15 protein-coding genes and 2 pseudogenes are annotated in these 22,720 nt (G+C 70.2%); 12 read left to right on the forward strand and 5 right to left on the reverse strand.

The genetic code is table 11. The annotated features are described in order from the left end of the window. Nucleotides 1-178: 178 nt before the first annotated feature. Both ACY34J_RS16670 and ACY34J_RS16675 read left to right on the forward strand, forming a co-directional pair. Nucleotides 179-388 carry an SCO2195 family GlnR-regulated protein gene (locus ACY34J_RS16670; protein WP_462727285.1) on the forward strand — a complete coding sequence of 70 codons (210 nt, stop codon included), beginning with the start codon at nt 179-181 and terminating at the stop codon, nt 386-388. Nucleotides 389-398: 10 nt separating this feature from the next. Next, on the forward strand, nt 399-1,088 hold the full coding sequence (locus ACY34J_RS16675) for a DUF4191 domain-containing protein (protein WP_462727286.1): 690 nt from the start codon (nt 399-401) through the stop codon (nt 1,086-1,088). Between the two features lie 93 nt (nt 1,089-1,181). On the opposite strand, the gene ACY34J_RS16680 is transcribed toward ACY34J_RS16675, so the two are convergent. Beyond that, complete coding sequence (locus ACY34J_RS16680; RefSeq protein WP_462727287.1) at nt 1,182-1,649, reverse strand: RDD family protein; 468 nt, start codon at nt 1,647-1,649, stop codon at nt 1,182-1,184. A gap of 292 nt (nt 1,650-1,941) precedes the next feature. Here ACY34J_RS16680 and glnA point away from each other — a divergent pair, with 292 nt between their 5' ends. Then, nucleotides 1,942-3,351 (forward strand): type I glutamate--ammonia ligase, encoded by a 1,410-nt coding sequence (gene glnA, locus ACY34J_RS16685; RefSeq protein WP_462727288.1) that lies wholly within the window; start codon nt 1,942-1,944, stop codon nt 3,349-3,351. 290 nt (nt 3,352-3,641) lie between these two features. Continuing rightward, nucleotides 3,642-4,004: a DUF5335 family protein gene (locus ACY34J_RS16690; RefSeq protein WP_462727289.1), complete on the forward strand. Its 363-nt coding sequence runs from the start codon at nt 3,642-3,644 to the stop codon at nt 4,002-4,004. 104 nt (nt 4,005-4,108) lie between these two features. Here ACY34J_RS16690 and ACY34J_RS16695 read toward each other — a convergent pair whose 3' ends face one another. After that, on the reverse strand, nt 4,109-4,324 hold the full coding sequence (locus ACY34J_RS16695) for a hypothetical protein (RefSeq protein WP_462727290.1): 216 nt from the start codon (nt 4,322-4,324) through the stop codon (nt 4,109-4,111). A 273-nt stretch (nt 4,325-4,597) separates the two neighbouring features. On the opposite strand from ACY34J_RS16695, the gene ACY34J_RS16700 reads away from it, so the two are divergent. The 5 genes and pseudogenes from ACY34J_RS16700 to ACY34J_RS16720 all read left to right on the forward strand — a co-directional run bounded on the left by ACY34J_RS16700 (nt 4,598) and on the right by ACY34J_RS16720 (nt 8,652). After that, a complete protein-coding gene (locus ACY34J_RS16700) occupies nt 4,598-5,383 on the forward strand; it encodes a hypothetical protein (RefSeq protein WP_462727291.1) in 786 nt (261 codons plus the stop codon). A gap of 105 nt (nt 5,384-5,488) precedes the next feature. Further along, a pseudogene (locus tag ACY34J_RS16705) lies at nt 5,489-5,711 on the forward strand (VOC family protein); the annotation flags it as partial. Nucleotides 5,712-5,715: 4 nt separating this feature from the next. Continuing rightward, nucleotides 5,716-5,985 (forward strand): annotated as a pseudogene (gene glnII / locus ACY34J_RS16710) (glutamine synthetase); the annotation flags it as partial. 416 nt (nt 5,986-6,401) lie between these two features. After that, nucleotides 6,402-7,007 carry a winged helix-turn-helix domain-containing protein gene (locus tag ACY34J_RS16715; protein ID WP_462727292.1) on the forward strand — a complete coding sequence of 202 codons (606 nt, stop codon included), beginning with the start codon at nt 6,402-6,404 and terminating at the stop codon, nt 7,005-7,007. Nucleotides 7,008-7,194: 187 nt separating this feature from the next. Beyond that, on the forward strand, nt 7,195-8,652 hold the full coding sequence (locus tag ACY34J_RS16720) for a DUF1996 domain-containing protein (protein WP_462727293.1): 1,458 nt from the start codon (nt 7,195-7,197) through the stop codon (nt 8,650-8,652). Between the two features lie 28 nt (nt 8,653-8,680). Here the strand turns inward: ACY34J_RS16720 and ACY34J_RS16725 are convergent, their stop codons facing one another. Continuing rightward, nucleotides 8,681-9,145: a hypothetical protein gene (locus ACY34J_RS16725; RefSeq protein WP_462727294.1), complete on the reverse strand. Its 465-nt coding sequence runs from the start codon at nt 9,143-9,145 to the stop codon at nt 8,681-8,683. A gap of 209 nt (nt 9,146-9,354) precedes the next feature. Between ACY34J_RS16725 and ACY34J_RS16730 the strand changes: the two genes are divergently transcribed. The 3 genes from ACY34J_RS16730 (at nt 9,355) to ACY34J_RS16740 (ending at nt 15,769) form a co-directional block, all read left to right on the forward strand. Continuing rightward, entirely contained in the window at nt 9,355-12,474 is a 3,120-nt protein-coding gene (locus tag ACY34J_RS16730) for an alpha-N-acetylglucosaminidase (protein ID WP_462727338.1), read from the forward strand. A gap of 294 nt (nt 12,475-12,768) precedes the next feature. Continuing rightward, entirely contained in the window at nt 12,769-14,775 is a 2,007-nt protein-coding gene (locus tag ACY34J_RS16735) for a hypothetical protein (RefSeq protein ID WP_462727295.1), read from the forward strand. 265 nt (nt 14,776-15,040) lie between these two features. Further along, entirely contained in the window at nt 15,041-15,769 is a 729-nt protein-coding gene (locus tag ACY34J_RS16740; RefSeq protein ID WP_462727296.1) for a TetR/AcrR family transcriptional regulator, read from the forward strand. A 149-nt stretch (nt 15,770-15,918) separates the two neighbouring features. Here ACY34J_RS16740 and pulA read toward each other — a convergent pair whose 3' ends face one another. Together pulA and ACY34J_RS16750 are read right to left on the reverse strand one after the other, a co-directional pair. Further along, nucleotides 15,919-21,255: a pullulanase-type alpha-1,6-glucosidase gene (gene pulA, locus ACY34J_RS16745; protein WP_462727297.1), complete on the reverse strand. Its 5,337-nt coding sequence runs from the start codon at nt 21,253-21,255 to the stop codon at nt 15,919-15,921. Then, nucleotides 21,252-22,685 carry an alpha-amylase gene (locus ACY34J_RS16750; protein ID WP_462727298.1) on the reverse strand — a complete coding sequence of 478 codons (1,434 nt, stop codon included), beginning with the start codon at nt 22,683-22,685 and terminating at the stop codon, nt 21,252-21,254. Before ACY34J_RS16750 ends, pulA begins: the two co-directional genes overlap by 4 nt. Nucleotides 22,686-22,720 lie beyond the last annotated feature (35 nt).

A 22,720-nucleotide genomic window follows, 5' to 3' on the forward strand; every position in this document is an offset into this window, starting at 1 on the left:
CTGCGCAAAGCCGCGACGCGGCCCGTACGACCACCTCCGGGTGGGGCATATTACGGGCCGCGTCAAGCTTTTATCGGCGTTTGACCCACTGGCCATGCGCTGGTAACACCAGTCAGTGACCATGGTTTCACGCTTCGCCACCCTCCGTTCCGCCATCCGACCCGAGGGGAAAGACATCATGCAGGCAGCGCGCGTCCGTGCCACCGCGATTCCGTCCGTCACCGATACGCTGCGGGCCGTCGAAGAGGTGTTGATGCGCGGCGGCCAGCGCACCGCGCGCCGCAATGCCTGGACCGCTGTGCTGGAGGACCGGCGCCGGGCCAAGGACCGGATCGAGGCCCAGCACGTACTGGAGGCCGCGGCCTCTGGGGCTCCGCACGCCACGTAGACTCTGGAGCATGGCGAGGAAGGAAACATCCGAGAACCCCGGGCGGCTGAAGCAGATCGCCCTGACCTACCAGATGACCAAGCGGGTCGACCCCAAGGTCGGCCTTGTCGTCGCCGCTGTGGGAATCGTCACCTTCGGTGTCCTCCTCGCGATCGGCTTTGTGATCGGGCATCCGGTCTACCTGGGCATCCTGGGCTTCCTGCTGGCCTTCCTCGGGATGGCGATCATCTTCGGACGGCGCGCCGAGCGAGCGGCCTTCGGGCAGATGGAGGGCCAGCCCGGCGCCGCGTCCGCGGTCCTGGAGAACATGCGGCGCGGCTGGTCGGTCACCCCGGCGGTGGCGATGAACCGCAACCAGGACATCGTGCACCGGGCCGTCGGCAAGGCCGGCATCGTGCTGGTCGGCGAGGGCAACCCGAACCGGGTGAAGAGCCTGCTGGCCGCGGAGAAGAAGCGGATGGCGCGCGTCGTCGCGGACGTGCCCGTACACGATGTGATCGTGGGCAACGGCGAGGGCCAGGTACCGCTGAAGAAGCTGCGTACCACGCTGATGAAGCTTCCGCGGGTGCTGCCGGGCGCACAGGTCACCGCGGTCAACGACCGGCTGCGGGCGCTGGGCGACCTGATGAGCAACATGCCGATCCCGAAGGGGCCGATGCCGAAGGGCATGCGGATGCCCAGAGGCGGGAAGATGCGCTGACCGCCGTACGTGCGGCGCGGAGACGTGTGAAGCGGCCCGGGACCAGTGGTCCCGGGCCGCTTTCTGTCACCCGTACCCGGATGGCGCCCGCGATCAGATGCGCACCTGGACGGCGCGGGCGAGGCGGTCGTGCAGCCCGCGGCCGTCGCGGTCCCAGATCAGCGCCGGGATCACCAGGACGAGCAGCAGCGAGCGCAGTACGGCGTACGGCAGCGACAGCCGGTGACCGCCAACGGAGATCACCCGGAGCCCGAGGAGCCGCTTGCCCGGGGTGCAGCCGACCGTGCCGACGGTCAGCACGCTCAGCACCAGGAAGACCAGCAGCGCCACATTGCTCGCTGCCTGGGAGTTGCCGCGGGCGAAGATGCCGTACGCGATCACGACGCACATCGCCCAGTCGGTGAACAGGGCCCCGAAGCGCCGGCCGAGCGGTGCGATCGAGCCCGGCCCGTCCTCCGGCAGCCCGAGCCGCTTGCCCCGGTAGCCGAAGTCGACACCCATGTCCTCGGCTGCCGCGCGCGGTCCGGAGAGCCACGATCCGATTGCTTGCCTGTTGTCCACCGCTCCACGGTACCTGCGACCGCATTCAGACCCTGCGACCGCATACGGTCCTACGCTCCCGGTCCGGCCCCAGGCTCGCGCGGCGGGCCGGGAAAGAGTTACATGGGCCGTAATAGACGGGCTCCCAGCTCACCAGCGGAGCGGGAGGCGGTCGCGGGCCGATTAACATCCGCGAAACAAACGGGTCACGCTCGGGAAATCCCCGAAACCTAAGGTCGGGGCCAGCGTGCCACCGCACTGGCCTCGCGACCGATGCAATCCCGTCCCCTGGGGGCGGGCTAGGAGGAGTTGGATGTTCCAGAACGCCGACGATGCGAAGAAGTACATCGCGGATGAGGACGTCAAGTTCATCGACGTCCGGTTCTGCGACCTGCCCGGCATCATGCAGCACTTCACGGTGCCGGTGGAGGCGTTCGACCCGGCTGAGCAGCTGATGTTCGACGGTTCGTCGATCCGGGGGTTCCAGGCCATCCACGAGTCCGACATGGCGCTCGTACCGGACCTGTCGACCGCCCGCGTGGACCCGTTCCGGCGGGACAAGACGCTGAACATCAACTTCTTCATCCACGACCCGATCACGGGCGAGCAGTACAGCCGTGACCCGCGGAACATCGCCCGGAAGGCCGAGGCCTACCTCGCCTCCTCCGGGATCGCGGACACCGCGTACTTCGGCCCCGAGGCCGAGTTCTACGTGTTCGACAGCGTCCGCTTCGAGACCAAGTCGAACGAGGCCTTCTACCACATCGACTCCGAGGCCGGCGCCTGGAACACCGGCGCGATCGAGGACAACCGTGGTTACAAGGTCCGCTACAAGGGCGGCTACTTCCCGGCCCCGCCGGTCGACCACTTCGCCGACCTGCGCGCCGAGATCTCCCTGGAGCTGATCAAGGCCGGTCTGCAGGTGGAGCGCCAGCACCACGAGGTGGGCACCGCCGGCCAGGCGGAGATCAACTACAAGTTCAACACGCTGCTCGCCGCCGCCGACGACCTGATGCTCTTCAAGTACATCGTGAAGAACGTCGCCTGGCGCAACGGCAAGACCGCGACCTTCATGCCGAAGCCGATCTTCGGTGACAACGGCTCCGGCATGCACGTCCACCAGTCCCTGTGGCAGGGCGGCGACCCGCTCTTCTACGACGAGCAGGGATACGCCGGGCTGTCGGACACCGCCCGCTACTACATCGGCGGCATCCTCAAGCACGCGCCGTCGCTGCTCGCCTTCACCAACCCGACGGTGAACTCGTACCACCGCCTGGTGCCGGGCTTCGAGGCGCCGGTGAACCTGGTGTACTCGCAGCGGAACCGCTCCGCGGCGATGCGTATCCCGATCACGGGCTCCAACCCGAAGGCCAAGCGCGTCGAGTTCCGCGCGCCGGACCCGTCCAGCAACCCGTACCTCGCCTTCTCGGCGCTGCTGCTGGCCGGTCTCGACGGCGTCAAGAACAAGATCGAGCCGGCCGAGCCGATCGACAAGGACCTCTACGAACTCGCTCCTGAGGAGCACGCGGGCGTGCCGCAGGTCCCGACCTCGCTCCCGGCCGTGCTCGACGCCCTCGAGGAGGACAACGAGTACCTACAGGCCGGTGGCGTCTTCACCGCCGACCTGATCGAGACCTGGATCGACTACAAGCGGACGAACGAGATCGCCCCGATCCAGCTGCGTCCGCACCCGCACGAGTTCGAGCTGTACTTCGACATCTAAGATCACCGCAGGTCAGCGCGGGTTTCCGCGCCCCCTGGAGCATCTGAGGGCCGTCGGCCGTGTCCTTCCCTCACAGGAAGGCACGGCCGGCGGCCTTCTTCAGTGGATCACCGGCGGCCCAGGCGGCGCGGCCTTCGCCCTACGTTGCGGGCAATGAGCTGGTTTCGGCCCGGGAGGCCAAGCACGGCCGCGCTGGCTCGACCTGCCGGGTCGTGGCAACAGGCGACGGCGACGGCGACCGTCGTAGGGAAACGCGATCCACCAGAAGCGGCCCCGAGGGAGGATCGACGATGGCCGAAACCGCAACGCTCGACCGCAGTGAGTGGCAGACGGCGCTCGACGAGGTCACCGCCAACCACGAAGGTGAACTTGTCGCCATCGAAGTGCTGGACCCGGAGGTCGGGCACCAGTACGAGGCCGAGCGGCTGCCCTTCTCCTCCCTCGTCTACGACCCGAAGGACGATGTGGTGATCGTCGCCGTCGGCGGGAAGTCGTCGCGCTATCCGGTAGTGCTGCGGCACATGGTGCCGCATCCCAAGGAGATCGACATCGCCACGCTGGACATCCCGGAGGCGGCAGTCCGGGTCGTCGGCCAGGACGGCACCGCAACCCTGATCACCTTCTTCCCGGCGGAATCCGGGAAGGGGTCCTGAAACACCTCAAGGGCACTGAGCGGGCGAGTGGTCCATCCAGGCTCTGAGGAGCGAGTTGGGCATGACCTGCCCGAACGGTGCGGTGCGGGCCCCGGAATGGGCCGTCACGCCGTGCTGACGCCGTCCAGTCGTCCGGCCTTCGCGTCCTCGATCAGCGAGGCGAACTGGTCGGCGCTCATCTGCACACGCTGCCCGAAGTCGTCGGTGAGTACCACCCGGCGCTCGACCGGGGCGCCCGGGTCGACAAACAGCTGCGGACAACCGCAACTGCACTGACCGCAGAACGTCGCCACCGGTTCCAGCCCACTGATGTCGCTCATCGTCCTCCCCCTGCCGCAGAATTCCGGCGGTCGGCGACGCCGCCGCCCTGGCTCACCCAGGGGCATACCCGCCGTATCGGAGCGTGAATCACCACACATCTGGCAAGGGTCGACGTTCCGCCACCAGCGCGGCAGCCGCGGAACGGCCCGACGGCACACGACTTTATCGACAGTTTCTTTTGTCGACTCTGAGAAGGATCCGGCTCCGGCCCGTTCTTCATGGGCACATGGGTCACTTCCGACCCGTGAGTAACATCGAGACAGGAGTCGGCATTGTCCCGCAAGCGAACAGCCAGCCAGAAGAAGAAGATGATCCTGCTCGTGAGCGCCACCGCCATGGTCGGCGGGATCGCCGTGGCGACAGCGGGTATCAGCATGGCCGGAACCAATCAGGCCGCCGGCGGGCAGTCGTCCGTGGTCTGTGACGGGCTGAACCAAGCGCTCGCCAACAACCAGAAGTTCATCGCCGATCAACAGGCGAACCCTGACGCCCAATCAGCCGCACGAATAGCCAACCGGCAGGCCGTCGTCCAGAACATCCAGGACCGGCTGAAGGCGGCCGGCTGTGATGCCGGCGGCGACGCAGCCGCGGGCGGCGACCAGGCCGGCGGTGGCGACGCGCAGGCCGGCGGCGACGCAGCCGCGGGCAGCGACCAGGCCGGTGGCGGCGACGCGCAGGCCGGCGGCGACGCAGCCGCGGGCAGCGACCAGGCCGGTGGCGGCGACGCGCAGGCCGGCGGCGACGCAGCCGCGGGCAGCGACCAGGCCGGTGGCGGCGACGCAGCCGCGGGCGGGGACGCCGCCGCCCAGGGCGAGGTGGTCTGCCCCGGCTCCACGGTGACGCTCTCCGGCGAAGGCGGCGCCCCGGCGGCCTCCAGCAACCAGTTCCCCAAGGGGACGAAGCTGAAGGTGACCAACCTGGACAACAACAAGTCGACGACTGTCTCCGTGGAATCGACCTCCGGCAGCTGCGTCCTGCTGAACAACGCGGCCTTCGAACAGGTCCGTGAGGCCGGAAAGTTCCTGATCCGCAACGCGCGTATCGAGAAGGTCGGCTAACGACATGAGATGCTCCTGACCTGCTCCCGGACCGATCGGGCAGACCGGGAGCGGGTCGTCACAGTGCCCCCACCACTGCGAGAGGACTCTCCATGATCGGAAAACCTGCAGTGCGTAGTGCTGGACTGTCCCGACCCGCTCGCACTCGCCCGCTTCTACCGGGAGCTGGTCGGCGGCACGGTCAACCGGCCTGATCCGCGGTGGACGCTGGACGACGACTGGTCGACGCTGCAACTCGACGCAGGTGGCACGGTCCTCGCCTTTCCAGCGCGCGACTGACCATCGCCCGCCGCGGTGGCCGGATCCTCGGCACCCCCAGCAATTCCATCAGTCTCGGCGACAAGCCGCTGCTGCACGTCCAGAACTACGGCACCGGCATCGAGGACCGCCTCACCGGTCTGCACGAGACCGCACCGTGGAACGAGTACAGCTACGGCGTCTCCAACCGTGGTGCCTCGGTCCGCATCCCGTGGCAGGTCGAGGTCGAGAAGAAGGGCTACATCGAGGACCGGCGGCCCAACGCCAACGTCGACCCGTATGTGGTGACCCGCCTCATCGTCGACACCTGCTGCACCGCTCTGGAGAAGGCCGACCAGGTCTGACCCACTATCGTCCGTACGGAGCGGGCGCCCGGCGGCCGATAAGGCCGGTGGGCGCCCGCTCCGTACATCGTCCTGAGGCCGCCCGGCGGCCGGCCCTGGCTCCGGGCGACAGTGATCTCAGCTACCCACCCCATCCGACTTGCCTCTTACGGCCGCAGCTAGTTGACTGGTGATATGCCTGGCTTCCAGAACGACCACGCGACAGGTCGCACAGACCTCGAGCCGTTCTGGCCTTCCCGGCAGCACGACGACTTCGACCGGGTGTGTTGCCGCGCGACCATCGCGCGGGCCCTCTCCCACCGCTGACGTCCGGCACACAGCCCCGTCAGCCGCCGGTCTTCTTCACACCGGCGGGCGCCCCGGTCCGCGCGCTCGACGTCCATCGACGACCTGTCGCGCGAAATGAGCTGAACTCCATGACCACCAGCCGTTCCCTGTCCGCTGCCGCCCCCATCAAGCCGAATCCGTCCGCCCCGCCGGCCCCCATCGGCTCGCCCGCACCGCTGGGCCGCCACCGATTGCGCGCCATCGACCGCGACGAGGTGGTGCAGCTCTCGGACCTCCTGCCTCCGGGTGCCACCTGGCTGCCCGCCCCGCAACACGCACTGCCCACCCTGCCCGGACAGCCGCCGATGATCGGCTACTTGGTGCTCGTACCGGCCGACGAGCCGTCAGCCGGGGCTTCTCCCGGCGTCGCCCGCGCCGCGCGCGAAGCCACGCAGAGCACAGCCAACGGTCCGGTATCGATCGATCCGGCGCAGCGGACCGTGCTCGTGGACGGGCAACCCCTCGACCTCACCTACCTGGAGTTCGAGCTGCTGGCCCACCTGGTCGCCCATCCGCACCAGGTGCACACCCGCGACCGTCTCGTCACCACGGTGTGGGGGTACGGGCATGTGGGCGACGGACGGACCGTCGATGTCCATATCGCGCGGCTGCGCCGCAAGTTGGGCCCGGCGCACCGCGACACGATCGTGACGGTGCGCCGCGTCGGCTACAAGTACGCCCCCAGCGCGGGGTAGCGATACCGCAACCCCGCTCACCCATCCCGTTTGAAGGGGCGGGTGAGCGGGGTATTGCCCTGCCTCTCACGGGTCAAAACTCAGCAATCTCAAAGGCATGTGAACGCAACGCGCCCCTCATCCGTATGGAACAGAGCTTCCTCCGACCGGGAGTCCCCCAACTTCCGGAACGACGCAGAGGGGATCCATGAAAAAGACATCGCACAAACGCTCTCCGCTGGCAGGCAGGGCAATCGCCGCGGCGGCCGCCCTGCTGCTGGGAGGTGGAGGGCTGATAGCCCTCAACTACAATGCCTCGGCCGGCACGTCGTCATGGGACGACGGATCGGACCAGGTACAGGTCGCCCAGACGATCGCCTGCCCGGATGTGTCGATCGAGCTGACCCAGGTTCCGCGGCGGGTGCGGCCTCAGGTCGGCCGGATGCTGGGCCTGCTCGACGCTCAGGTGGGCGAGGCCTACCAGCGGCTCATCCGCTCCCAGGACGCGGCCAAGCAGGATCCGTCGTTCGTCCAGAAAAACATCCTGGACCCGCTGGTCACCCAGCGCGGGGCCATGCTGGACCGGATCGGCGACGCCATCGACAGTGCCGGCCAGCGGCCCAGGGGCCTGCAGCGCATGGCCGAGTGCCAGCTGAAGGACGGCGGTGCCGCCCAGCCCCAGGCCAGTGCGCAGCCCCAGGACGGCCAGCCCCAGGACGCCCAGCCCCAGGATGGCGAGCAGCCACCGGACGGCGGCCAGGCTCAGGACGGGCAGCAGCAGGCCGGCGGACCGTCCCCCGACGACTTCGTCGACATCCAGTCCGTCCAGCCCAACGTGAACGACCCCCAGCAGCAGAACGCTTCGACGGGGACCTTCACCTCGGACTGCGGGGTCAACGAGAACGGCAAGCGCAACCCGGACAACGTCATCGTCGCCCCCGGTGTGGGCAACGGCGCGCACCACATGCACGACTACGTCGGCAACCAGGACAATGACGCCTTCGCCAACAACGACACGCTGGCGGCGGCCGACACGTCCTGCCAGAACCAGGAGGACCAGTCGACGTACTACTGGCCCGTCCTGCGTCAGCTGAACGCGGGTGACGACCAGGACGTCAACGCAGATGGTGGTGGCAAGGACGGCAACAAGGGCAAGATCCTGACGCCCGCCCAGGTGGAGAACAAGTTCGTGGGAAGCCCCGTGAGCGACGTCGTGGCGATGCCCCGATTCCTGCGGATCATCACCGGCGACGCCAAGGCGTTCACCAACGGCGACGCCAACGCCAACGCCTCGTGGAGCTGCACCGGGTTCGAGGACCGGCAGCTGAAGGACAAGTACCCGATCTGTCCTCAGGGCAGCCAGGTGGTGCGGACCTTCAAGTTCCAGAGCTGCTGGGACGGGCAGAACATCGACAGCGCGAACCACCGCACCCATGTGGCCTTCGCCGACGACAACGGCAACTGCCCGAACGGTTTCCAGGCGATTCCGCAGCTGGTTCAGCGGCTGGTCTACGACGCGCCGGACGCGCCCAACTTCGCCGTGGACTCCTTCCCCGAGCAGCTCCACAAGCCCATCACCGATCACGGCGACTTCATCAACGTGTTCTCGGAGAACCTGATGAACGAGATGGTGAGCTGCATCAACGAGGGCCGGGACTGCAACTGATCCCCGGCCCCTCGAACGCGCTGCGCGGTCAGTTCATGTGATGGCCGCTGTGCCCGTGCTGACCGCTGCTGCCGGAGTGATCTCCGGCCCCACCGGAATGGGAGTGCGAGGCGGTCTCCACCTCCCCGCCGAGCCGGCCGCGCAGCGCTTTGAGGACTTTGGGCTCGCCCACGACCACCCACTTCTTGCCCACCAGGTATGTGCCGCCGTAGCTCTGCGATTCGTCCAGCCAGTTCAGCTGGCCCTGGTTCGTGGCGAACGTCGTCAGAACGTAGCGGCCCTTGTCCGTCTTGCAGACGCCCTGGCGCAGCTCGGCGGCGTCGACCTGCATATCCGGCTTGCAGGACGTCTTCGCGGCGAGCTGCTCCACGGTTCCCGTGGCGGTAGGCGGGGCTTCCCGCTTGCCGTCGTCGGCGCAGCCGGTGACCAGCGCCAGCGCGCCCGCACCCAGCAGGGCGAGTGACACCGCAGCTTTGTGACCTGGTTTACGCATCGTTGGACCTCCTTGGTGGACGCTCACGGCACCACCCGGTACGCGTAAGCGCCCCGGATGTCTCAATGCCGTCGGTACGAAGGGTCGCCGGTCGCGCGCCCCGTTGCTCCGCCCACCCCCCGTCATTAACGTGCACAGCGCTCGCACCTGTCGTCGCATCCATCGCACCGTGGGGAGTGCACGTGGCCGAGCCCTCGTACCGCCGTCCCATGGCCAGACGGACGCTGCTGGGAGTCGCCGGAGCAGTCGGCGCCGACGCGGCCCTCCCCGGCCACTCCCCCGCCGCCGCGCAGGATGCGGCAACCACGACCCCAAGAGCGGCCATGGACTCGTTCACCGCCGCCCCGGCGCACTCGGCGCTGGGGCGGCTGCTGCCGCACCACGCCGACCAGTTCGTTCTCCGGGCCCTGCCGACGTCAGGGGCCGACCGGTTCCGGGTCTCCGGCTCCACGGGCCGGATCGAGGTCACCGGCACCAGCCCCGCCGTACTGCTGACCGGCGTCCACTGGTACCTGAAGTACGTATGCCACGCGCACATCTCCTGGGCCGGCGTCCAGCTGCGCCTGCCGGACCGGCTGCCCGCGCCCGACCGCCCCCTCGAGCGGTCCGCGACCGTGCCCCACCGCTTCGCGCTCAACGACACGCACGACGGCTACACCGCGCCGTACGCCGACTGGGCGCGCTGGGAGCACCTGATCGATGTCATGGCGCTGCACGGCTGCAACCAGGTGCTGATGACCGTCGGCCAGGAGGCCGTCTACCACCGCCTGCTCCAGGACTTCGGCTATACCGACGCCGAGGCCCGCGCCTGGATCCCGGCCCCCTCCCACCAGCCCTGGTGGCTGCTGCAGAACATGAGCGGCTACGGCGGTCCCGTCAGCCGCGAACTCATCAAGAGGCGGGCGGAGCTGGGCCGACGCGCCGCGGACCGGATGCGCGAGCTGGGTATGTCCCCGGTCCTCCCCGGCTACTTCGGCACGGTCCCCGTCGGCTTCGCGGACCGCAACCCGGAGGCCCGTACGGTCCCGCAGGGCGACTGGGCGGGGCTGCGGCGCCCCGACTGGCTCGATCCGCGCACGGACGCCTTCCGCAAGGTGGCCGCCGCCTTCTACCGGCATCAGCGCCGGCTGTTCGGCCCGGTCGAGCACTTCAAGATGGACCTGCTCCACGAGGGCGGCAACCCCGGCGACGTCCCGGTGCCCGAGGCCGCCCGCGCCGTCCAGGCGGCCCTGCGGGACGCCAGCCCCGCCGCGACCTGGGTGATCCTCGGCTGGCAGGACAATCCGCGGCGCGACCTGCTGGATGCCGTGGACAAGGAGCGGATGCTGATCGTCGACGGGCTGTCCGACCTGGAGCGGGTCACCGACCGGGAGCAGGACTGGGGCGGGGTGCCGTACGCCTTCGGCACGATCCCCAACTTCGGCGGGCGCACCACGATCGGCGCCAAGACGCATCTGTGGGCGCGGCGGTTCACCGCCTGGCGCGACAAGCCGGGCAGCAGGCTCGTCGGCACGGCGTACATGGCGGAGGCGGCCGAGCGTGACCCGGCCTCGTTCGAGCTGTTCAGCGAGCTGGCGTGGCGCCAGGACGCGGTGGACCGCACGGCGTGGTTCGACGGTTACGCGGATCTGCGGTACGGCGGGCGTGACCAGCGGGCGTGCGAGGCGTTCGCGGCGCTGCGCGACACGGCGTACCAGATCAGCAGCCGCGACGGCCGGCCGCACGACAGCGTCTTCGCCGCCCGCCCCAGCCTCACCGCGCAGTCCGGCACGTACTACGCCACCCACACGCCCGCCTTCGATCCGGCCGGTTTCGACGCGGCGTTCGCGGCGCTGCTGGGCGTACGGCCCGGGCTGCGCGACTGCGACGCGTACCGGTACGACCTGACCGACCTGGCCCGGCAAGCCCTGGCCAACCGCTCCTGGCAGCTGCTGCCCCAGCTGCGCACCGCCTACCAGCGGGGGGACCTGGCCACCTTCCGCGCACTGTCCCGGCTGTGGCTGCGGCTGATGCGGCTGAGCGAGGAGATCACCGGCACCCACTCGATGTTCCTGCTCGGCCCCTGGCTGGCGGACGCCCGGCGGATGGGCGCCGGCGAGGCGGAGTCGGCGCAGCTGGAGCGGACGGCGCGAACGCTCATCACCACCTGGGCGGACCGCGTCACCGCCGACGGCGGGCGGCTCGCCAACTACGCCAACCGCGACTGGCACGGGCTCATCGGCGATGTCCATCTGCCGCAGTGGCAGAGCTTTCTGGACGAGCTGGAGGACGCCCTCGCGACGGGCCGGGAGCCCAAGACCTTCGACTGGTACGCCGTCGAGGAGCCGTGGACGCGGGACCAGTCGGACTATCCGGTGCGGGCGGTGGGCGACACCCACCGTACGGCGCTGCGGGTGCGCGAGACCCTGGCCAGGGCCCCGTATCAGGGCCACGTGACCGTCACGGCCGCGCCGCCCGCGCTGCCGCCGGGCGGTTCGGCTGCGGTCACCGCGGCCTTCCGCAACACCAACGGGCTGAACGCCACGGGCCGGGTCGACTTCACCCTGACCGTGAGCGGCCTGGACGCCCGGCCCGAAGGTGCCACCTCGCTGCCGCGGGTCGAGGCGGGCGGAGAGGGTGCGGCCCGCTGGCGGGTGTCGGCACCGGAGGCGCCGCTGGACGGGCCGTTGAAACCGCTGCCGTACGAGCTTTGCGTGGCGTACGGGCCGCGAGGCGAGCCGCGGGTCGAGGCGGTGCAGCCCGGCACGCTGTTCCTGGCCGGGCCGCTCGAGGACGGATTGCGGACCGTGACGAACAACGCGGCCGTCTTTGGACAGCTGGGCGACCGCTTCGCCATTGACGGCGCGGGGGCCGATCTGTGGAAGGGCACCGCGGAGTTCGGCGCGATCTACACGGGCGGTGCTCTGGCCGAAGGTGGCTCGGTCACGGTGCGGGTCGACAGCCAGGCGGCGACGGGCCCGTGGGCGCGCGCCGGGATCATCGTCCGCAACTCGTTGGCGACGGCCGGCTCACCGGGCTTTGTGAACCTGTGCGTCACGCCCGCCAACGGAGTGGTGCTGTCCTACGACGCGAGCGGCGACGGCACGGTGGACACCTACCAGCGCATTACGGGTGTGCGCGCGCCGGTTCTGCTGCGGCTGTCGCGCGCGGCCGCGGGGGGGTACACGGGCGAGTGCTCGACGGACGACGGGACGACGTGGCGCACGGTCGCGGCGGTAACGGCCCCGGGTGCCGCGGCCCGCCAGGACACGGGTCTGTTCATGACGGCGGCCAACGGAGGAGGCCAGGCCCGCGGCACGGCCGAATTCAGCGCCTGGCGGCTGACCTGAGCACCGCCCCTCTGGCGCGTGCCTTCCCTCCCACCTGCCCCTGTTCAGGGGCTCTTTCCCATCCCGCCTCTGAAAGAGGCGGGATGGGACGGTGCCGCGGGCTTTCCCCAAGCGACCCGATGGCCCCCGGGCGCCCGCGGGGTGCCCTGAGCGCCGCGCCTGCGGTGGGGAGCCACCGCCCCTTTCAGGGGTGGCTCGAAAGAAGAACGGCCCCGGCGCAAAGCGCCCGGGCCGCGGGGTGCGCGCCGCAGGGCGACCAGGTGACCATCCGACCATTCGCTCGTTCAGCTGAATGTGACTTCCCGGGAAGCGACAGCCACTCCACAGCCCTCGGGCGCTCCCATAGCACCCATCGACGTCGAGCAGGCCGAAGCCCTCCTCATCGAGCACTACCGGCGGCTGGTGCGCATCGCCTATCTCGTTCTCCCGCCCGGTCTGGGCCGCAACCGCCGCGTACTGAGCGCGCACGCCGTCACTCAACGGGCGCTCCCCCACAGCCGTACGACCGGCGCCGTGCCCGCGATCCCGGCACAGCGTGCGGCCGAGACCGGGTACGCCTTTCTGCGGCTGCGCGTACTGCGCGCCGCACTCGACGCCGGCCGCCCGCGCCGCCTCCGGGCGCTGCCCCGGCGCTCCCAACTGCCCGTGCTGTTCCCCCAGGTGTGGGGCCTGCGCCTGTTCCCCCGCGCGGGCGGCGCCGACGAACTCGCCCTGGACCAAGCCCTGTCGGCCCTGTCCGGGCCCGCCCGCGCCGCGTACGTGCTGCGCGGCCTGGAGCGGCTGCCCGACCGAGAGGTGCGGCGGGTCCTCGAGACCGCCGGGGTGCCGGACGCCCACGCCGCGCTGGCCGAGGCGGACGGTGTGGTGGAGCCGACCGGCAGCAGAGACCGACCGTTGCTGGAATCAGCGGAGTTCGACGCGTGCTCCCTCCAGGCTCGCCCCACCGACCTGATGCGCCGCCGCCAGCATCTGCGGGCGGCTGTGGTGGCGACCGCCGCGGTCCTCGTCTGCGGCACCCTGCTGGGCCTGCCCGGCGAGGGCTGGGGGCCGGACGGCGCGGCCGCGCCGCCGTACGCCCGCAACCCCGCCGCCGAACGCGCCCTGGAACCCGCCGCGTTGACAAAAACGGCCCCCGCGGCATGGCGGAGTTCGGACCGTACGGACTTCTCCGCCTGGCCCGCTCGCGGCAACCGCGTCTACGACCGGGCGCTGCTGCGGCGCGCCCTCGCCGTCTGGGCGCGGCCGGGACAGGACGTGCAGGTCACCGCCACCCCCGGCACCGCCTCGGGCCCGGCGCCGGGTCCGGCCCAGCTCCTGTACGCGGGCGAGGTGGACGCGACCGTGGTGGTGCTGCTGTACGACGGGCTGCGGGTGGTGCGCTACGCCGAGGCGAGGGACGGCGCGAGCGGCGGTGCCGCGCTCGACTTCGCACGCACCGACGGCGCGGACGCCGTATCCGCGACGGCTCTCGTCCTCGGCCGCACCGCCGGCAACGTGCGCTATCTGACCGCCCCCTGGGTGTCCGGCGTGTACGTGCGGGACCTGCTGCGGCCGTCCACCGCCCGGCGGCCGCTGCACAGCTCCGAGGACGGGGTGACCGATCCGGTCCCCAGCCCGGCGGGGGCCGTCAAGCGCGGCGGTCCGGCGGCAGGCGGCGGCTGCCGCAGCTGGCCCGCGCTGGAACTGCGCGCCGAGCCGGACGCGGTGGCGACGGCGGGCGGCGGCAAGACCCCGGTTCTGCTGACGGACCTGGGCGAGCTGGCCCCGGCCCGGCTGACGTACGGCGACCCGGCACGGGGCCCGCGGGATGTGGCGGGGCACGAGGCCCGCGCGGTCTGGGCGCGGACCGCCTGTCATCTGCCCGAGGTGCGGTCGCTGGGCGTACGGTCCGTGAACTCCTGGGAGTTCGCCCGACAGCCGCTGCCGGGGGGCTACGGCAGCGCGGCCTGGGTGTGTACGCGGGCGGAGACGTGGCGCGGTGAAGGCAGCCGTGTGCTGGCGCAGTTCCAGCCGCCCGCGGTGAAGGCGACCACGCCGGGTGCGGTGGCCGCGCGCTCCGAAAACACTGCGGCATGCGGGGTCCGAGCACCGCGCGTGCTGACCGGTGTGCTGTGGAAGTCCGGCGCGGGCCGGTGGTACGTGCTGGCCGCGGGCAGCCATGGAGTCACGTCGATCGATGCGACAGGGGGTGTACGGGGCAGGTCACGAGGCAATCTGCTCGCCGTACGGGCCGAGGCGGGCGCTCGCGCCGAACTCGACGCCCGTACGACCGACGGCACCCGCCTGTCCGCCCTCCACTGACCGCGCCACGGCGCGGCGACACACCCGCCGCCGTGCGGCGACCCGCGCCCACCCGTCGCGCATGAGCCGCTGCGCGTGCCGCGCCAACGGCGCAGGAAGGCCCGGCACATGGCGAAACCGCCAGTAGCCGGTGCCGGCCCAGAAGACCGACCACGGGAACGAACCGTTCACGGACGAGGAGCGAGAGGACACCAACCGCGCGGCGGGAACAACCTGGTTCCGGTCCTCGGCCTGGTATATGCCCAACGCTCGTTACAGTGTTCGCATGACGACCGGGGTGCGCCGCAGGATGGGTGTGGAGGAGCGGCGGGAACAGCTCATTGCCGTGGCACTGGAGCTGTTCAGCCAACGCTCCCCCGATGACGTGTCCATCGACGACATCGCGACGGCCGCAGGCATATCGCGGCCGCTCGTCTACCACTACTTCCCGGGCAAACACAGCCTGTACGAAGCGGCGGTCCGCAGAGCGGCCGATGGCCTCGCGGGCCGGTTCGTCGAACCGCACGAAGGGCCGCTGAGCGGCCGCCTGCTGCGGGTCATGCGCCGTTACTTCGACTTCGTCGACGACAGCGGACCGGGCTTCGAGGCGCTGCTGCGCGGGGGCACGGCCGTTGGTTCGGAGCGTGCCAACGCGATGATCGACGAAGTGCGGCAGGCGGCGTACGAGCAGATCCTGGCCCATCTGCAGGTCACGGATCCGGGGCCGCGGATCGAGCTGGTGATCCGGTCCTGGATAGGCATGGCCGAGACCACGGCCCTGCTGTGGCTGGACGGGCGCCGCATCCCGCGCAAGGAACTGGAGTTGCAACTCGTCCACGACTTCATGGCACTGGCGTCGGTGAGCGCGGCATACGACGAGGAGACGGCGGCGGTGGTCCGCCGCATCATCGCCCAGGAGCCGATGGACGGCCCGTTCGGCGACCTGATCCGCCGCCTGATGACCCTCGCTCCCTCCCCCGACGGCGACGGCTTCCAGCGCGCGGCCCAACCCTAGGGCCGGCATCCGGCCCTGCCCACCTGCCTCTGCGGCGCCTCGCGCCGGAGGCCGCGCCAAGGATCCGCCCAGGCCCACGTTGCTGAGCGCACGCCCATAAGTGAGGCCCGCCTCCGAGAGGAGGCGGGCCCCAAGGGTCGGTCGGTAGGTCAGCTCTGGCGGAAGACCGCCACTGTGCGGCCCGGGACGCTGAACGTGCCCGAATCAGCCGCGTACGAGGAGGCCTTGACCACCTCGTCCGAGCCCCGCACCTGGGCGCTGTGCAGGGCGTACCGCTTGCCCGCGAGGGCGCTCACCGTCTGCTTCTGCCGCTCCGGTGTGGCGTTGAAGACCACGACCAGCTTGCCCAGCCGCATCGTGATGACCCCCGGCGTCTCGTCCTTCCCCGAGAGCGGGAAGGACAGCTGGGACTGCACCTCGTCCGTCGAGGAGAGGTCGAAGGACGGCTCCGTCGCACGGATCTTCAGCAGGTCCCGGTAGGCCGCCGAAGCCCCGTTGATCTCCGTGCAGCCCGGCCGCAGCGTGGAGGCCGTCAGCAGCGGCTTCGCGTACGGCCACTTGGACTTGTTGTCCGCGGCCGGGGGCAGGCCGCGGCCGAAGCCGTTGCCGTCGTCGCACTGCCAGTGGACGGCGTTGAACCAGTCGCCGGAGTCGTAGGAGTTGCGGTCCAGGGACTTGGAGCGAAGCAGATCCGTGCCTGCCTGGGAGAGCGCCGGCCCCTGCGAGAGCGCCGCGGTCGCCATCGCCAGGACCTGCATACGGGCCCGCCGGCCCGCCGGCGTCTCCTTGGGCAGCTTGTACGCGAGCGCGTCGTACAGCGACTCGTTGTCGTGCGCGTCCACGTACGCCAGGGCGTCGCCGGGGGCGGCGGCGTACCCGGCCGGGGCGCCGCCATAGTCGACGTCCCTGCCGCGGACCGTCTTCCCCGAGGAGTCGGTGAAGGTGAAGTCGGCGAGGTTTCCGGTCAGGCCGACCTTGATCAGGTCCTGGTCGTGGCGGAGCCTCGCCTTCTGCTCCTCCGGTGTGCCGTTGACCTGCGCGCCGTTGGGATCGGTGAACAGGCCTGACGCGAAGCCCTGTGCGCGCGGGTCGTCGTCGAACGGACCGCCGCCCCGGACCGCGTCCCGGGCCCGGTCGCTGAAGGTGGCGATGCCGGTACCCGCCATGTTCCTCTGCGTGGCCTGGACGAACCGGGCGTCGTCGGCCACCTCGCCGAAGTTCCAGCCCTCGCCGTACAGAATGATCGACTTGCCGTCGACGCCGTCCTTCTCCACCGTCAGGGCATCGAGCGCCTTGCGGACGGCCAGGATGTTGGCCTTGGGATGGTGGCCCATGAGGTCGAAGCGGAAGCCGTCGACCTTGTACTCCTTCGCCCAGGTGACGACCGAGTCGACCACGAGCTTGCCCATCATCGCGTTCTCGGGCGCGGTGTTGGCACAGCAGGTGGAGGTGGCCACCGAGCCGTCCGCCAGGAGCCGCTGGTAGTAGCCGGGCACGATCTTGTCCAGGACGGACTTGTCGTGCTGGCCGCTGGCCACCGTGTGGTTGTAGACCACGTCCATGACGGTGCGCAGGCCCGCGGAGTTCAGGCCCTGCACCATGTTCCGGAATTCCACGGTCCGGCGGGTGCCCTCCGGATCGCTCGCGTACGAACCCTCCGGAACGGTGTAGTGCAGCGGGTCGTAGCCCCAGTTGTAGCCGTCCTTCGCCGCCGTGGCGGCCACGCACTCCTGCTGCCGCTCGGAGTCGGCGGGCAGGGCCGGCAGGTCACAGTCCGGCTGGGCCTGGTCGGACTTCTTCTCCGGGATGGTGCCGATGTCGAAGGCCGGGAGGAGATGGACGTACGAGGTGCCGGACTTCGCCAGCTTCCTCAGGTGCCGCATACCGGCGGAGTCCCGGTCGGTGAAGGCCAGATACTGGCCCGGGTGCTTGGAGGTCCGGTCGGCGATCGAGAAGTCGCGGATGTGCAGCTCCTGGATCTGGGCGTCCCGCAGCGGCGTGGCCTTCGGCTTCTTCAGCGTCGGCCAGCCCTTGGGGGCGAGCTTCGGGTCGGCCAGGTCGACGACCAGGCTCCGCTTGGAGTCGGTGGTCAGCGCGGTGGAGTACGGGTCGGTGACCTTGTTGGTGACCAGCCGCTGGACCGATGGGGCCCACACGGTCACGGCGTAGCGGTACGGCTTGCCGCTCCAGCTCGGCTCGCCCGTGACGCTCCACACGCCGCCGGCGTCGTCCCGCCGCATCGGAATGGTCCTGCCGTCCAGTTCCAGGGACACCTTCCGCGCGGTCGGCGCCCAGAGGGACAGGGTCGGGCGGCCCTGGTGGAAGACCGGGCCGAGCTGCGCCTTCGACGCCTGGTCCGCGTACAGGTCGTCCAGCACCCCGGGGATCTGGACGCCCGTCGCCGCCAGCAGCGCCCCGTTCGCGGCCCGCTGGGTGGCGATGAGCTGGCCCTTCAGGGCGGTACGGATCCGGTCCCGGTCGCGTGGGTCCACGGTGAAGGCCGGATAGTCCCGCAGGTGCGGGTACTTGGCCTTCTGGGCGTCGGTAAGCGAGGTGGGCTTCAGCCGCAGCCAGTGGCCCTCGTCGCTCAGTGCGCCGTCCTTGACGGTGATTCCGCCGTGGGGTGCGTACACCAGCTGCTGGCTGGTGGCGTCGGTGGCCTTGACCTTCCAGGCGACGGTGTCGCGGTCGATCCACTGGGCCTCGGCTTTGTCCAGGTTCAGGTCGGGTCCGGCGCCGACGGTGGGCAGCAGATACTTCGGCTGTCCGGCCAGCAGCCAGACCTCCTTGCCGTAGGTGGCGAAGTCCAGCGACTGGTCGCTGGGGAGGTCCTTCTGGTCTCCCTTGTGGACGATGTAGCTGAGCGAGCGGGCGCCTTCGGCGAGCGGCACCTCGAAGGTCACCCCGTAGGCGTCCTTCCGCACCGGCTGGAGCGGCTTGGACCAGTCGGTGGGCTCGGCGGCGCCGGTCCAGGTGTGCAGGCCCCAGCCGTCGTAGTCGCCGTCGGCGCGGTGATAGTGCAGGACGGCCTTCTTCTGGTCCTGCGGCGGGTAGGCGCCGTCGGGTGCCTTCTCGGCGAGGTCGTCCTTGCCCTGCTCGATCCAGACCTCTCCGGTCCGCGCCAGGTCGACGGTGCGCCGGGGGCCGTCCGCGGTGCCGTCCTTCTCGACGGTGAACGGCAGGGTCGCAGCCCCCTGGTCGAGCTTGATCCAGGCGAAGGCGCCGTAGGCGTCACGGCCGGTGAAGGGGGCGGAGGCGCCGTTCGCGGCCAGCTGCCAGCCGTCGTAGTCGGCGCCCGGACGGCGGTAGTGGACGACGGCGTAGTCGCGGTCGACGGCCCTCGGCTTCTCGGGCTTCGGCGCCTGGCCGGCCGTGCTCGAGGCGAGGGCGCCGGCCGTACGGCCCGCGCTGTCCACCGCGACGGCCTTGTAGCGCAGCGGGGTGCCGGCGGGCACCGTATCGGCGATGTGCTGGGTGACCTTGTACGGGGCGTGGTCGGCGGAGCCGAGCACCCGCCACTTGTCGTTGCCGACCTGAGCGGCGAAGACGACGCGGTTCAGCTGCCCGCCGTCCACGTCGGCGGTGAGCTCCACGGTGCCCGTGGCGCCGGCGGCCGGTGCCGTGAGCGTGATGGTGGGCTTGGTGGCCGGGCCGGCCAGCGGCTTTTCGGCCTTCAGGACGGTCGCGGACAGGGCCGGGACCGTCACCGTGATCTTCTTGTCGGTGCCGCTGCGTACGCTGCCGTCGCCGCCGTAGACGGTGCGGAAGTCCATACCGGCCGAACCGGTCGGAATCTCCGCTGTCTTGGCCTCGGTCGCGTTGTTCAGCACGACGACGTACTCCATCTGCCGCTTCAGGTCGGTACGCGAGTAGGCGTACACCCCCGGACCGTCCGCCGCGTACCGCTGCGTCTGGACGCCGTCACGCAGTGCGGGGTGTTCCTTCGTCAGCTTCGACAGCTTCGCGATCGCCCGGTACAGCGGGTGCCGGGGGTCGTATGCGTCGCTGGCGTGCGTACGGTCCGTCCCCAGCTGGTCGTCGTCGAGGTAGTCGGGGGTGCGGGAGGCGAACATCGTCTGCCGAGCGTCCTTGTCGCCGCCCGCGCCGGTGAAGCCCTGCTCGTCCCCGTAGTAGACGACGGGATTGCCGCGGCCGAGGAACATCACCTCGCCTGCGAGCCGGGCCCGCCGCAGCAGCTCAGCGTCGCCGGCCTTCGGGTTGTCCTGTTTCAGGAAGGTGCCGATGCGGCCCATGTCGTGGTTGCCGAGGAAGGTGACCTGCTCGTAGGCGTTGGCCTTGTCGGTGGTGTAGCGGTAGTCCTGCGCGTACATCCCCGCGAGCTTGCTCGCCGGGCCGCTCTGGGAGGCGTAGGAACGGGCGGCGTCCTGGAAGGGGAAGTCGAGGGTGGCGTCGAGACGGCCCCGGGTCACATACGGCGAGGTGATCGCCGGATCACCGGAGTAGATCTCGCCGAACATGAAGAAGTGGTTCCGGCCCTGCCGGGCGGCGTACGCGTCGAGCGCCGTGGCCCACTGGGTCCAGAAGTCGAGGTTGACGTGCTTGACGGTGTCGATGCGGAAGCCGTCGACCTGGAAGTCGCGGACCCACCGCTGGTAGATCTTCTCCATGCCCGCGACGACCTCTGGGCGCTCGGTCCACAGGTCGTCCAGGCCCGAGAAGTCGCCGTACTCGCTGCTCTCCCCCGCGAACGTGGAGTCGCCGCGGTTGTGGTACATCGTCGGGTCGTTGAGCCAGGCCGGGACCTTCTTCTCCCCGGCGCGGGGCCTCGGAGTGTACGGGAAGGAGTCGGCGTCGACCTTCGCCATGCCCGCCCGGTCGTCGAAGGGGCGGCCCTCGCGGTCGAGGTACGGGTACGCGCCCTTGGGCTTGTAGCCGTACTCCTTCTCCGCGTAGTCGACGGTGTCGGCGGTGTGGTTGGTGATGACGTCGAAAAAGACCTTCATGCCCTTTTCATGGGCCTTGTCGATCAGCTTCGCCAGCTCGGCATTGGTGCCGAAGTGCGGGTCGACCTGGGTGAAGTCGGTGATCCAGTAGCCGTGGTAGCCGGCCGAGGCGTTCTTCCCCTCACCCTGCACGGGCTTGTTCTTGAAGATCGGCGCCATCCAGATCGCGGTGGTGCCGAGGCCCTTGATGTAGTCGAGCTTCCGGGTCAGGCCCTTGAGGTCGCCGCCCTGGTAGAAGCCCTTGTCGGTGGGGTCGTACCCGGTGCTCAGCCGGCCGCCGGTCAGCCCGCCCCGGTCGTTGGCGGTGGTGCCATTGGCGAAACGGTCCGGCAGGACGAAGTAGAACTGCTCCCGCGTCAGATCGTGCCGCGCGGGCTCGGCCGCGAGGCGGGCATCGGACGGCGGGGGCGGTGGCGGGGGCGCCGCCTGGGCGGGTACGGCCGCGGGTACGAGTGCCGCGAACAGCGTCGCCGCCACCGTCGCGGCCGTACGCCGCCGCCCCTTGCTGATCACCACGCTCATCGGCCGCTCCCAGCCTTGGCGCCCACATGCAGGGCGACGGCGACATTGGAGTCGATCGACGCCGTGAACTGTCCGGAGGAGTCGACGGTGAAGGACCGGCCGCTGCACCCGCTGCTGGTCGGCACACCGCTCTGCACATCGCAGTACGTTCCTGCCGGCAGCGAGGTCTGGTAGGTGCGCGTGAGCGTCCCGCCCTCGTGGTTGATCGCCACAAAGCCCTTGTCGCCGCGCCCGAAGGCGATGGCGTCGTTGCCGTTGTCCCACCAGTTGGTGACCGCGGTGCCGCGCACGGTGTTGTGGAAGCCGACCATGCGGATGATCTCGGGCCACTTGTGCTGGCACTTCCAGCCTTCCTGCCAGCACGCGTTCACCGTGCCGCCGTTCGGCGGGCCGGCGTCGCGGTCGGTGAACTCGTAGCCGGAGTGCACATCCGGGGACCCGTACGGCCAGGCCAGCATGAAGACCCCTGCCAGGGTGTAGTTGGCGCCGTCCTTGTAGCTGAGGGTGTCGCCGCCCCGCTCGGTGTCGTGGTTGTCGACGAAGACGCCGGCCTGGCCGCTGGGCATGTACCCCCAGCCCTCGCCGAAGTTGTGCAGGTAGGCCAGCCGCTCGTCGTTGAAGACCCGCTTGAGGTCGCGGGCGTAGCGGAACTCCTGGGCGTCGCCGTTCTTCAGGTACTCGGTCGGCGAGACCGCCTCGCCGGCGCCGTAGATGGTCTCCTGCTTCCAGTAGACGTTCGGGTCGCTGAGCCGGGACTTGATCGCGGCCAGGTCATCGGCCGGTATGTGCTTGGCGGCGTCGATCCGGAAGCCGTCGACGCCCAGCGACAGCAGGTCGTTCAGATAACCGGCGATCCGGCCCCGGACGTAGTCCTCGCCGGTGTCCAGGTCGGCCAGTTCGACCAGCTCGCAGTGCTGGACATGCCAACGGTCCTGGTAGTTGCTGATGGGTACCTGGCAGTCGTCCATGTCCCAGACGGCATACGTGCCCGGGTAGTCGTACTTGGTGTACGACGATCCGCCGGTGCCCGTGCCGGAGTCCGACGCCATGTGGTTGATCACAGCGTCGGCGACCACCTTCACGCCTGCCGCATGACAGGCGTCGATCATGTTCTTGAAGGCGGTGCGGTCGCCGAGGCGTCCGGCGATCTTGTAGCTGACGGGCTGGTACGAGGTCCACCACTGGCTGCCCTGGATATGCTCCTGCGGCGGCGAGACCTGGACGTAGCCATAGCCCGCCGGGCCCAGGGTGTCCCGGCACTCACGGGCGACGGAGTCGAAGCGCCACTCGAACAGGACGGCGGTGACGTCCTTGTCCCCGGGCGGTGACGCCTGCGCCGGGGGCGCCACACCGGGCGCGGCGTACGCGACCGCCGCCCCCGCCGCGAGGGCGAAAGCGGCGGCCAGCGTCCTGCTGACAACACTGGCCATAGGTCCTCCTGTACTTCGGGGAGGTGTGCGTGACG

Source organism: Streptomyces sp. HSS9-12 (assembly GCF_054963655.1).